The organism is Curtobacterium sp. APC 4022 (genome assembly GCF_030407555.1).
GTDB lineage: Bacteria > Actinomycetota > Actinomycetes > Actinomycetales > Microbacteriaceae > Curtobacterium.
In genome coordinates this window covers 24,089-36,491 of sequence record NZ_JASDDD010000015.1, presented here as the reverse complement: position 1 = coordinate 36,491, position 12,403 = coordinate 24,089, and the positions used below count along the sequence as shown (strand labels likewise).

General features: G+C 69.6%; 10 protein-coding genes. 1 reads left to right on the top strand and 9 read right to left on the bottom strand.

From position 1 onward, the window contains the following. Nucleotides 1-33 precede the first annotated feature (33 nt). Nucleotides 34-1,227, top strand: coding sequence for an alpha/beta fold hydrolase (locus QL987_RS07050; protein WP_290156929.1), 1,194 nt, complete (start codon nucleotides 34-36; stop codon nucleotides 1,225-1,227). A gap of 182 nt (nucleotides 1,228-1,409) precedes the next feature. Here QL987_RS07050 and QL987_RS07045 read toward each other — a convergent pair whose 3' ends face one another. From QL987_RS07045 to QL987_RS07005, 9 genes are all read right to left on the bottom strand, one after another. Continuing rightward, entirely contained in the window at nucleotides 1,410-2,207 is a 798-nt protein-coding gene (locus tag QL987_RS07045) for a hypothetical protein (RefSeq protein WP_290156928.1), read from the bottom strand. A 47-nt stretch (nucleotides 2,208-2,254) separates the two neighbouring features. After that, nucleotides 2,255-2,650 carry a DUF6188 family protein gene (locus tag QL987_RS07040; protein WP_111073298.1) on the bottom strand — a complete coding sequence of 132 codons (396 nt, stop codon included), beginning with the start codon at nucleotides 2,648-2,650 and terminating at the stop codon, nucleotides 2,255-2,257. 38 nt (nucleotides 2,651-2,688) lie between these two features. Then, entirely contained in the window at nucleotides 2,689-3,099 is a 411-nt protein-coding gene (locus QL987_RS07035; protein ID WP_290156926.1) for a DUF6188 family protein, read from the bottom strand. Continuing rightward, on the bottom strand, nucleotides 3,096-3,950 hold the full coding sequence (locus QL987_RS07030; RefSeq protein WP_290156925.1) for a hypothetical protein: 855 nt from the start codon (nucleotides 3,948-3,950) through the stop codon (nucleotides 3,096-3,098). The genes QL987_RS07035 and QL987_RS07030 overlap by 4 nt, the downstream gene beginning before the upstream one ends. A gap of 159 nt (nucleotides 3,951-4,109) precedes the next feature. Continuing rightward, nucleotides 4,110-4,481, bottom strand: a complete 372-nt coding sequence (locus QL987_RS07025; RefSeq protein ID WP_290156924.1) for a hypothetical protein — start codon at nucleotides 4,479-4,481, stop codon at nucleotides 4,110-4,112. A gap of 180 nt (nucleotides 4,482-4,661) precedes the next feature. Beyond that, on the bottom strand, nucleotides 4,662-5,429 hold the full coding sequence (locus tag QL987_RS07020; RefSeq protein WP_290156923.1) for a hypothetical protein: 768 nt from the start codon (nucleotides 5,427-5,429) through the stop codon (nucleotides 4,662-4,664). Nucleotides 5,430-5,633: 204 nt separating this feature from the next. Beyond that, nucleotides 5,634-6,191 carry a hypothetical protein gene (locus QL987_RS07015; RefSeq protein ID WP_290156922.1) on the bottom strand — a complete coding sequence of 186 codons (558 nt, stop codon included), beginning with the start codon at nucleotides 6,189-6,191 and terminating at the stop codon, nucleotides 5,634-5,636. Beyond that, nucleotides 6,188-6,901 carry a hypothetical protein gene (locus QL987_RS07010; protein WP_290156921.1) on the bottom strand — a complete coding sequence of 238 codons (714 nt, stop codon included), beginning with the start codon at nucleotides 6,899-6,901 and terminating at the stop codon, nucleotides 6,188-6,190. The genes QL987_RS07015 and QL987_RS07010 overlap by 4 nt, the downstream gene beginning before the upstream one ends. After that, complete coding sequence (locus tag QL987_RS07005) at nucleotides 6,901-12,312, bottom strand: DUF6531 domain-containing protein (protein WP_290156920.1); 5,412 nt, start codon at nucleotides 12,310-12,312, stop codon at nucleotides 6,901-6,903. Before QL987_RS07005 ends, QL987_RS07010 begins: the two co-directional genes overlap by 1 nt. Between the last annotated feature and the right edge of the window lie 91 nt (nucleotides 12,313-12,403).

Genomic DNA, 12,403 nt, shown 5'->3' with positions numbered 1-12,403 from the left:
CGTCCTGAGTCGTCCTCGTCCTGGAAGGCCCGCATGGCCCGCCGTCCCGATGCCGTCCGGTCCGTCGGCCTCCTCGCGCTGGGTGCCGGCCTCATCGCCGCCGCGGTCGGGGTCGCCGTCGTCGCCGGGTCGGTCGCCGCCGTCGCCCGGGCCGTGGTCACCCCGGACCGCAAGCGCACCGAGCGGGTGCCGATCACGGCCGTCGACCTGGAGGCACGCACCGTCTCCCTGGGACGCAGTCCCGACACCGAGTCCCCGGGTCGGTACAGCCTGTGGTTCGGTGGTGCGACGGGGCACATGCGGGTCGGCGAGGTGCTCGACACCACCGACACGACCGTCACCCGCCGGGTCATCGCCGTCGACGCCGGCGACCCCACCGTCGCCCGACGCGGTCGGTGGGGCGGCTGGTTCTACCTGACCCCGGGGGAGCTCGGGGTGCCGGTCGAGGACGTCGACGTGCAGACCCCGAACGGCCCTGCCCCCGCCTGGGTCGTCCGTGCCGAGGACCCGGCCGCGCCCTGGGCCGTCCTGGTGCACGGCCGGGGCGTGACCCGGGCCGAGACGATCCGTGCGGTACCCGTGTTCCGGGCCGCCGGCTACTCGGTCCTGCTGGCGTCGTGGCGGAACGACGGCGTCGCACCACCGAGCCCGGACGGTCGCTACGGCCTGGGGTCGACCGAGTGGGAGGACGTCGACGCAGCCCTGGACTGGGTCGCGCAGCAGGGCGCCACGAGCGTCGTGCTCATGGGCTGGTCGATGGGCGGCGCCGTCGTCCTGCAGACCCTGGTGCGCTCCGGCCTCGCCGGGCTCGTCAGCGGCGTCGTCCTGGAGTCGGCGGTCGTCGACTGGCATGCGGTCCTGAAGTCGCAGAGCCGGGCGCTCCGGCTGCCCCGACCGGTGCGGAAGGTGGCGCAGTGGGTCCTCCGCACGCCCGTCGTCCACCGGGTCGCCGGACTGGACCAGCCGATCGACCTGCGGGAACTCGACATGGTCGCCCGCGCCGACGAACTGCGGGTGCCGATCCTGCTGCTGCACAGCGACGACGACGGGTTCGTGCCGTCATCGGCGTCGTACGCCCTCGCCGCCGCCAGACCGGACCTGGTGCAGCTCGAGGTCGCCCACGTCGCGCGGCACACCAAGCTCTGGAACCACGATGCGGACTGGTTCGACGCGCGGATCCGGGCGTGGCTGACCGACGTGGTGCGGCCGGCGGCCGACGTGCGGTGACATGCGTGCGGTGACGTGCGCGCGGTGACGTGCGCGCGGTTCCCGACGTACGGTGACCGACGTCGGCCGGGAGGCGCGGGACGAGCCATGACGCGCCTCCCGTCCGTCGGGTGGTGACCACCCGACGTGCGCGCCGCGACCGGCCCGTCTGCAGCGCCTGCCCGCCTCAGCGGCTACCAGCTTCAGCGGTCGGGGAAGAGGTCGACGGACCGCGGGGTGGAGCGGTAGCGGAGGTGCTCGAAGTCGGGGTGCCAGTCGACGAGGCCGACCACGGCGCGGACGGCGATGTCGATGAAGTACGGCGACACGACGACGCGGCGGGGGATCGTCGTCGCCTCGATCTCGGTCGCGGGTCGGGAACGCGACCCGGAGAAGTCGGTGACGTGCACGCCGTCGAGGTCCGTGCCCCAGGTGTACGCGGGCAGCAGGCGGGCGGTGTCCGGGGCGACGTTGCCGACGACCTCCCACATGCCCGGCTGGAACCGTGCCGGCAGGGTCAGCCCGGCCACCACCGGCTGCGTGGCGAGCACGACGAGCGGGTCGGCGGGGCGCGGCAGGTCCTCGGGGCGCTGGAAGACCGCGACGTAGACCGCGTCGTGCAGCGTCGCGAGGACGTGCCCGAGCAGCACGCTGCCGCCGCCGTCCGGGATGAAGAAGACGTCACCGGTCTCGGCGATGAACGGCTGGCGGCTGAGTGGGACCAGCTCGTCGGCGGACGGATCGGCGCGTGCGGACGAGCGGTCTGCTGCTGCTGCTTCCGTGGCTGGCGGATGCGACGCCGTCACACCGGAGCGTCGAAGTCGTTCGACCTGTTCGTCGAGGTCACGGCCGGGTGTGCCGCGGCCGACCATGTCGATGGTGAAGACCTTCTCGGGGTCCGCCCTGGTCTCGGCCAGGAGCTGCGCGAAGAGCTGCTGTTCGCTGTCAGCCTGGTGGAACTCGGAGCCCGATGGCTGGTCCTTCTTGCGCTTGCCGAACACGTCGTCCGTTCCCCTCGTCCGATGACACCCCATCGTGGCACGACTGGTCAGTCGGACGTTGCTGGTGGGTCGACGACTGCCAGGCCACCGCCGGGCATGGCGATGATCATCCGGGGCTCCGGCCCGGCGCCGTGGTGGTTCCACGACTCGTACGACTCGTCGGGCCAGGCCTGCAGGACCGTCCCGGATGCGAAGTCGAGCCGGAGGTCGGCGCCGTCGAGTGTCGCGTTCCTGACCGTGTCGCCGTGCAGGGCCAGGACGGGTGCGAGCGATGTCGGGTCCGTCGGGTCCACGAGCCGGCGTTCCCCGTCCGGACCGGTGATCGCGAACTCGGCCTCGAACTGCATCGTCGTGCCGTTCGAGAACCCGATGGAGGTCTGGAAGGTGATGGTCAGGACGTCCACCCGGGCGCCGGTGAGATCGAGCCTGTGGTCGTCGGTCACGGAGCCTCCTCCGGGGCCGTCGTGACCCACTCCCGCGCTCATGACGGCGTCCCTCCGGGCAGCGTGCGGGCGACGACCTCGCCGCCGGTCAGGACGTCGATGTCCAGGCGCGCTCGTCCTGGTTCGGACCAGTGCCACGACGGCCGGTCGCGGTGGGACCACCCCTCCAGCACCTCACCCGATGCGAAGCGGACGGCGATGCGGGCGCCGGTGACGGTGCCGCGTTCCACCACCTTCGTGTGCAGAGCGAGGAGCGGCAGGAGCGAGGGCGGGTCGCCCGGCTCCATGAACGTGTGCGTGCCGTCGGTCTCGGTCAGCGAGAAGGCTGTCTCGAACCGGAGGGTTGCTCCGCTCGAGAAACGGACGGTGACGGTGGTGTCGACCGTGACGGCGTCCACCGTGTCGCCAGCGAGGTGCAGCTGGATGGGGGCCGACGTGGTGTTCGTCACGGTGTCCTCTCGCCGTCGCCGGCGTCTCGCTCTGCGGGGAACACGAGCTGATCGACACACGGCAGTTCGGTCGGCATCGCGTCGGTGAACCACGGGAGCTCGACCATCTGCATCCTGCCGTCGTGCACCCAGATGAGCAACTCGCCGCCGACTGCCTCGGCGTCGGTCCGGTAACTGGGGGTTTCCGGCAGTGGTCCATCGGGGAGGTCGACGCGGGGTGCCTCGTCGCGTTCGAGCGCGAGCGCCCACGCGCGCCGCCCGGACGGCGTGACGTCGACCACTGCGTCGAGCTGGGTGAGGAGCGCCGGCGCCTCGTCGATCCGAGCGTTCTGGAGGCACGCGCGGACGAGTGCACGGATCTGCTGACCGTCACGTGCCTCCTGTGCGCGGCGTTGCTCGTCCTGTGCGCGGCGCTGCTGGGCGGCGGTCTCCTCGTCGCGGCTCCCGATGCCCGGTACGGGAACGCCGGGCCCGAGGAACAGTTCGAACTCCCAGGAGGTCCCGATCACCGAACGATCCAGGGTCACCGTGACCGTCGTGCTGTCGAAGAAGTCGATGCGGATCACTGCCTGCGAGGCGTCGGTCGTGGTGCTGTCGATCGGGGAGCCGAAGAACTCGCCGTCGATCATCTGGTGGTTGTCCCGGACGAAGCGCCGCATGTCGTCGTCGGTGATCCACAGCCCGTCGCCGCTGCTGTCGCGCAGCTTCTGCTCCCACTCGAGGACGTTGAGGTCCGAGTGGGGCAGCGCGACCATGTCCAGGTCGGTGACGAGCCAGCGCAGCGGGGGGATGGTCATCCCGTTGACGACGTTGCGGAACGTCAGGACGCCCATCGGTTGTGAGCCGATCAAGCGGTGGTACGTCACGAAGTCGGGCTGGGGTCTCCTGGTTGCCGGGTGGCCTGATCTCCTGCGGAACGACATGGTCCTCATTCGCTCGCTCTCACCGATCGCTTCCTGCTGCCTCGGAACGCGGTTCGCGAGTCTACGGGAGCTTGCCGACCAACTCGATCACTTCGTCGAGGAGCGCGAGCAAGCACTCATCTTGTGGGCGTGCGCGTCCGCCTCGGTCTTGTAGATCTCGCCCCATGCGATGCTCGGAGGCATGGCACGGACAGGCAGATCGACGTCAGGGAGACAGATCTGCACGAAGTGCGGGAAGGCGGGGAAGGTCCAGAGGTCTTCGTCTTCGAAGCGACTCCAGAGCAACAGCTCCCCGATGCCCAGCGGGTGGCCGAGCTCCTGACCGTTCAGCGGCGGATCGCAGCTGACCATCAGTGCATGGCGACCGTTCGGGAGCTCGATCGGTCGTTCCACTTCGCACCGGAAGACGGACGAGAATCGCTTGCTGTCCGTGGAGGAGAGAAAAAAGACTTCTTGCATGTCAGAACTCCGGATTGATGCCGCTGACCCGATCGAGTTGGTTCACGCCCTTCTCGATGCCGTTCGGGATGATGTACTCGTCAAGTCTGCCTCGGTTGCCGTCCAGGGGAACCGGTGCCTTCGTCTCACCGCCGCGCTGGGGTGTTCTCGACCCAGTCGAAGACGACCACGGGCCTTCCTTCAGGGGTCGTGTGGACGGCGGGACATGGCCGCCGCCGGTGTTCCTTCCCCGAAGATCGAAGTGAACCGGTCTTTCACTTCGACTCGGTCCAGGTCGAGGATCACCGTCCACCATGCTCCGTCCACCACATCGATGACGATCACGGCTTTGTCGAGCTGACCCACATCTGCTGCCTCGAAGCCGATGAACTCGCCCTCGATGAACTGCACCGTGGCTGCGACGAGACGAGTGAACGTGGCGGGGTCGAGTACCGGCTTGGGGAGACCGGCTGTGCTCGACACCTGTTCGAGTTCAGTTATTTCCAATCCGGAACCGGGGGAGACATTGACGAAGATGTCCTCTGCTGTCCAGTAAAGCTCGGGCAGGTGCAGAGACTCCAGAATGTCGTCGAGTTCGACACCCACGTCTTCATTTTGGATCAAGTCAAGAGTGAAAAGGCGCAGCATACGGAACCCTCGATCAGGTGTTCGGCCCTTCGGGTGCACATCGCCGCGGAGGAGAACAGAGCCATGCGCCTCGAAATGTTCGGGAAGCTCAGCCAGTTCCTCTGGCCACTCTTGCAAGAGACGTTTGATGTCCTCGACGATCCACATGGGAACAGTGAGGTTGCGCTCCGCGATGAGCCCTGCTGCGATGCTCAGACCGATAGGAGCTTCGTTGCATTCAACGAGATCGCGCGCATCTTCCAATGCTTGAATTCCGAGCCGCTCTTCGAGTCCGCTGATGATGCGGAGTGCCTGATTGCGGTAATTGTCAAGGTCGTTCATCGCGCGTTTTTCGATGTGTTGGTAGGGAATCCGGAAATGATCTCATCGTTTCTGATGACTACTCGAATCACGACGCCGTGCCGAATGCCGTTCGCGATGGAGGTCGTCCCGGCCTTACCCTGCGCCACCCACTCGAGATCTGGGTCAGTCGCGACGTCAGAGATATCGTGGATGATCCTGCCATACGCAAGGGCTTCCTGGTCGTCAGCCGAACAGCTCTGCAGAAGTCGGTGTCTCCCGGTAGATCAGGTCGTCCATGAACGGTAGCCACGGTCCTTCCCCGTGCAGTGCGCGAACGAACTTCTCGAGGATCATCGGAGAGTCGATCACGAGGGGTGGAATGGCGTCGGCGAGATCGCCTGTCACGGTGGTTCTCGCGGAACCATCGAAACTGGTGACCTCCACACCTTGCTGCCCCGGCGTCTTGACAGAGTAGGCGGGAAGGAACCTCCGGCGGTCTGGGGTCGCGCTCCCGAAGATCTCCCACATACCTGGTCGGAAGCGGGAGTCGAAGGTCATCCGCGCAAGGAGGGGCGGCGTGCCAAGCGCAGCACTGACGGCTTCCAGCCCTGGACTTGGGGTGGCGACCGTGGAGTCGAACACCACGACGTAGAGCGCGCCTTTGTGCTCGTCAATGACTTGCCCGACTTGGTAGTTCCCGCCGTGGAAAGGTATTCCGAACACGTCTCCTGGCCGCACATCGTACAACTGCCTCTCGCTGTTCAAGACGGGTCTCCTCCTGCGGGCCAGGTCGGCAATCACCGAGCGGGGGTCTCACGTCTGGCCGGGGGCAGGAAATCAGTGATGTAGAGCACGCCGACGATCCGACGAGCAGTCGGGTCCAGGGCTGCGGTCACCAATGAGTCCTGTAGCCAGGCCGAGCACAGCAGGACCCCCGTCGGGCCAGCATCAGAGAGGTCCTTCGTGAACTGTTCCAGTCCGACCACCGTGACCCCCTTCTCACGTGCCAGGTTGTACTTCGTCCAGAGCGTCCTCGCGATGCTGGAGGCCTCGGTCTCGCCGAGGCGGAGGACCCGGTCGTCGGGCAGCGCTTCGATCGCGGACAGGGCGCGGCCTGCGGCCGGGAGTGGCGACGCCCGAAGGAGCCCGCGGAGGTCTCCGAGCGAGGTTGTCCTCGCCGTCCGAGATCGATCGAGGTAGGTCGCAGCGAGCACCTCGTTCTCGTGCTCGCCGAGCACGAACGACACCACCTCCTCGGCGGACTCCACCTGGCAGAAGATGACCGGAGTGCTGCCCAGGCCGACGAGCGGCTCGATCAGCTCCTGGAGGTTCGGTTCGCGGGCCAGGTACTTGGAGCGCACCATGGCGACGAACTCCGCTGCGCTGAAACGGTCGGCGAAGACCTCGTCGTCCTTCTGAGCACGAGCCATCACCGACTCCACCTCCGGGGGAACCGGCACAGTGGAGTGCGCGAGGATCCGGTCGAGGTCCCGAACGGTCAACACGCTCATCAGTCGCCGTACCTTTCAACTTTCGCATCGCGGACCACTCCGCGGATGAGGACTTCGGACTCGTTGTAGTTGTCGGGACTTGGCACGACGCGGCTCGCGTAGGGCTCCAGATCGGTGCTGAGGACGACCCCACGACCGCCGGGTGTCAGGACGCCCTGCCCAGTTGGATCAGAAGCAAACCGCTCAGCGACGGATCGGTCCGTGCTCCAGCTCGTCATCATGCTGTTGCGACTGTCTCCCGCGTTGTGGGCCGCTGCGTCCCGGTGGCCCTGCAGGTGGCCGGGGTACGCGACACCTTCCGTCGCAGCGGCGTACTCGTGATGCGTTTCGTTGATCCCGCGGTAGATCGGGGTGGGCGTCGGCGCAACGTCCTCAAGCTTGCTGACGGCGTTCGGCACGTGCACCTTGTTGAGCACCCCGCCGGTGGCTGCCGACGTCGCCGCACCCTCCGCAGCGTTCCGCAGCAGGCTGCCCGGCGTGACCGGCTGCCCACTGACGACGGTGTTCGCGACGTTCTCGACGGCACCCTCGACCGCGTTGCCGACGAAGTGCTTGCCGATCGCCGCACCGAAGCCGCCGCCCACCGCGCCGAACGCTCCGCTGACAGCGACCTGCCCCCAGTTGACCTCGCCGGTGGTGGCCTTCTGGATGATGGTGTCCGCGCCGGCGCTGATGAGCATCATGCCGACCGGGCCGCCGACGCCGGTGGCCATGAGGAGTCCACCGCCGACGACCATCGCGCCACCGGCGACGTACTCCCAGTTGTCCTTGAACCATTCGCCCGTGGCCGCTGCGGCCCGGGCCAGGGGACCCTGCTCGCTGGCGGCGTAGGCCTCGAGTTCGGCGTCGGTGATCGGCGCGAGCCCGAGCGGGTCGAGGGCGTGCAGCGGGTCGTTGCCGGCGAACGAGTACGGGTTGCCACCCCAGGCGGCTCCGGCGGGCGGAGCGAGCGGGTCGACGGAGAGGAAGCCGCGCGTGGTCGGGTCGTAGGCGCGGGCGCCCATCCACTCGAGTCCGGCGACCTGCAGGGTGCCGTCGGCGCCCAGACCGACGGCCGCGGGCAGGGACGCGCCTCCGACGTCGGCGAGGACCTGCCACGGGTCCGCTTCCGAGGCCGCACGGGCGCTGCGCCAGCCGGCGGTCGTCCAGGCGTCACCGACTCCTGTGATGCCTCCGGGAGCGCGGAGGACCGGCGCTTCGCCGACCGCGAGGAGCGTCGGCGTGGCCGCCGCGGTGTCCCAGGTGATCGGGACACCGTCGACCTCGGCGAGTTCACCGAGGGCATCGACCGTCAGGTCCGTCGACGCTGAGCCATCCTGACCCTGCGTCCGGGTGCCCGTGAGCCACCCGCGGGCGTCCCACAGAGAGTCGGTGGTGCTGCCGTCGCTCCGGAGTTCGCGCGTGCGCTGGCCGCGCCCGTCGTACTCGTAGGTGACGGACTCGTCACCGTCCTCGACCCGGATGAGCTGACCTGCCGCGTCGTGGTGGAACCGGCGGACTCGATCATCGGTGCGTTCCTCGACGAGCCGTCCGGCTGCGTCGTAGACCCAGTCGGACCGGTGGTCAGGTCCCACCGCTGACACGAGTTCGGCGGAGACCAGCTGTGCCCCGTCGTCGTGGCCGTACCCGGCCCGTCCGGTGGGGCCGTCCACCGACAGGATCCGCCCGTCGGGATCACGCTCGATGCGGGTCACGTCGGACCCGTCGGCGTCGGTCGTCGTGTGCTCGACGAGCTGGCCGTCCGCGTAGCGCCAGGACTGCAGCCGGTCACCGGCCCGGAGGCCCGTCAGACGTCCGGCAGGGTCGTGGTCGTACCGGACCTCGCCGAAGGCAGTGTGCTCGAGACGGCTGACACGTCCGACGGCGTCGCGGTCGTACCGGGTGACCGTGCCGTCGGGGGAGTACACAGCGGTGCGGAGGCCGTCGGCGTCGTGGCTCCACCGGGTCTCACGGGAGTCGGTGCTGCGACGGACGAGCTGTCCGAGCCGGCTGTACTCCAGCGTGTGGGCCACCGGATCCCCGCCACGGGTGTGGTCGGTGATCGTGACCGTGCGGGAGGGCGGGTCGCGGTCGATGCGGGCGATCAGTGCATCGTCGGCGTACTGGGCGACCTCGAGCCCGGCGGCGTCGTGCTCCCATCGCAGGGTCCTGCCGTCGGGGTCGGTTTGGGTCAACTGGCGCCCGGCCGCGTCGTAGGTCGCGGTGGTCGTTCGTCCCAGGGGATCAGTGGACGACGACACCTTGTCGAGCTGCGTGTACGTCCGGACCGTCACGCCACCGAGTGGGTCGGTGGTGCGGACGAGTCGACCGCGCTCGTCGTACTCGTAGCGGGTCACCCCACCGAGTCCGTTCACCGCGGCGGTCAACTGGCCGGCGGCGTCGTACCGGAACGACCGCTGCCCGAACCGGGAGTCCCGTGCCGAGACGACCCGACCGACCCGGTCGTACCGGTACTCTGCGGTGCCGACACCCGGCACCTGGGAGCGCACGACACGGCCGACGGCGTCGTACTCGGTCCGCGCGACGGTCCCGTCGGGCATCGTGCGCGCTGTGATCCGCGAATCGGCGTCGTAGGTCAGCGTGGTGCGGGCGCCGGCCGGGTCGACGGCGGCGACGGGACGACCACAGCGGTCGTACTCGTAGCGGCTGGTCCGCCCGGCGGGCGTCGTCACGGCCACGACACGACCGGCCCGGTCGCGCTCGATGACCGTGAGGCCACCGTCGGCGTCGACGAGTTCCACCGGGCGTCCGGCGGCGTCGTAGGTGGTCAGCTCCGCGGAGGTGTCGGCGTGTTCGACCGACAGCGGCCGACCGAGTTCGTCCGTGCGGACGGTGACGTCCTCGAATGCGTTCCGCACGACCGCGATGCCGTCGACGCGTGCGCGCTCGGTGTCGGTCCGGACGCCGGTGGGGTCGACGGTGGCGCTGACCTGCCCGGTTGCGTCGTACTCGCGGGTCCAGCTGCCGCCGGCCGGGTCGACCACGGTGCCGAGACGCGAGAGCGCGTCGTGGACGAAGCGCCACTCGGCCCTGTCCGGCAGGGTCGCCGTCGTCACGTTGCCGAGCGCGTCGAAGGCCTTCGTGACGACCCGACCGAGCGGGTCGGTCGTGGCGACGACCTGGCCGTGCGGCCCGTACGTCAGCTCGGTCCGCGCACCGGTGGGATCGACCGTCGCGGTGACCCGACCGCCCGGACCGTGTTCGTACCGCCACACGCCGCCGTCGGGCTCCTCGCGGGAGGTCAACAGCCCGGTGGCGTCGTACCGGTAGCGCGTGCGGTGGCCGAGAGGTGTCCGGGCTTCGACGACACGACCGGCGTCGTCGCGCTCGAGTCGTGCGACCGCGCCGTCGGCGTCCTCGATGCCGACGACGTCGCCGAACCGGTCGTGGTGGAAGGTGACCCTCACCCCGGTCGGGTCGGTGCACCGGACGAGCACACCACCGCGCCACTCGAGCTCGGTCCGACCGCCGACGGGGTCGACGACGACCGACGGGTTGCGGTCCGCCGCGTCGGCGTACTCGTACTCGACGACACCGCCACCTGCCGTGACGACCGTCGTGACGCGGTCCTGCTCGTCGTGGCCGTACGTCAGGTCGGCGCCCTCCGGCGTCACGGTGCGGACGCGTCGGCCACGGTCGTCGTACCCGTGGACGGTCGTCTGGCCGCCGCGCTCGGTGACCGACACCAGGTTGCCGTGCGGGTCGTACGACATCGACTGACGGCGGCCGTCGGCGTCGACGATGCCGACGACGCGGCCCTTCCGGTCCGAGATCCAGGTGTTCGTGGCGGTTCCGTCGGTGTCCGACACCGAGGTCACCCGGCCCTGCAGGTACGCGAACCGGACGGTGCGTCCGAACGGGGTGCGCTGCTCGACCACACGGCCCTGCGCGTCGTACACGTTGACGCACTCGACGACGCCGGAGGCCGCGGTCACCTGGTCGACCAGGCCTGCGTCGTCCCACCGGTAGCGTCGCGTGCCGACCGCGTCCTGCGCGGCGACGAGGCGGCGGGCGTCGTCGTACCGGTACTCGACACGGCGGCCGTCCGACGCCGAGACGGAGGCGACGCGGTCGTCCTGGTACTCGACGTGGACCGCGCGGCCGAGTTCGTGCTCGAGCCGGGTGATCCGGTCGTCGGCGCCGCGGACGACCGAGACGCCGGTGCCCGGCCCCCGGTCGGTGCCGAGCCAGAGCCCGGCCGGCGTGAACGTCCATCGACCGCCGGCGTTGTCGGCGACGACGAGCACGGCGTCCTCACGGCGGAGCCAGAGGTCCTCGCCGACCCCGCGTCCCCAGCCGTCGCCGTCCCGGGGGAAGTCGACCTGGCGTCCGTCCTCGAGCACGATCGACGCGACTTCGTCGCCGAGCTCCAACCGGACGTCGAGCACCGACGACCAGCCGATGCCGAACCACCCGACCCGGGTGTCGAGCGAGTTGTACATCCGCGAGACGTGCAGCGCTGCCGCGGCCCCACCGAAGCGCAGGTCCGTCTCCGGCTCGAGGAAGTTGCCCGTCGCGGTGTTCACCGGGTCGTCGGCGAAGCCGTTCGTCGGCGGGGTCCCCATCGCCGAGAACGGGCCGATGGTCAGGTCGTCGCGCGTGGCGTCGATGCCGGCCGCCGCCAGGGCCGCCGAGATCGAGGCGTCCGACAGCGTGGCGGGTCCGGTGCCACCGCCTGCAGCCTCGAACTGCGCCGCGACGGTGCCCGCCCAGGCCGCGTCCTGACCGTTCGCGGTCAGCCAGTCGTTCACGGCGGTCACGAGCGACTGCGCGTTCAGCGTGCCCCAGCACGGGTTGCAGCCGGACTCGTAGTCGGTCAGGGCATTGCGGAAGGTCGAGACCGCGCCGGCGAGTGACTCGTCGCACGACCGGATGCCGGACTGGAACGACCGGAGGTCCGCGGGCACCGCCGACGACGTGCCGCCGCCTCCGCCACCCCCACCGGCCGGGATGGTCCGGCCGCTCACGGTCACGGCGTCGGCCTGGCGGTGCGGCTCGGGCTCCGGCTCCGGTGGCTTCGGGTCGTCATCGGCGCCGAACCAGGTCCCGACCTCGTGGGTCGCGGCGACGAAGAGGTTGTCCTCGCGCTCCTTCTTGCGCGCCGCCCAGGCCTTCGCCTTCGCCCGCCGGCCGTCCTCCTGCTTCGCGGCCTCACGCAGCTGCTCGACGAAGCCGGACAGGCTCTGCAGAGCGCCGACGAGCTCGGACGCCCCTCGGGAGGCGACGTCCGCGTTGTCCGCGAAGACCTGGGAGAAGTACCCCCGGAACTCCCGGCTCGCGGTCGTGACGTACGACGCCCGTGACCCCGATTGGCCGCTGATCGCGTTCGCGAGCCCCGTCGCAGCGGACTTCAGTCCGTCGGCGTCTCCGTATGAGTACCCCGTCGGGTCGTTGCCGTGGATCTTCCCCATGTCGTCCCGTTCCCCTCGTCGGTTGACGGGCCCATCCTGTCACGTGCACCGCTCGTTCCGCCGGAACGCTCAGCAGACGGCGGGAACGACG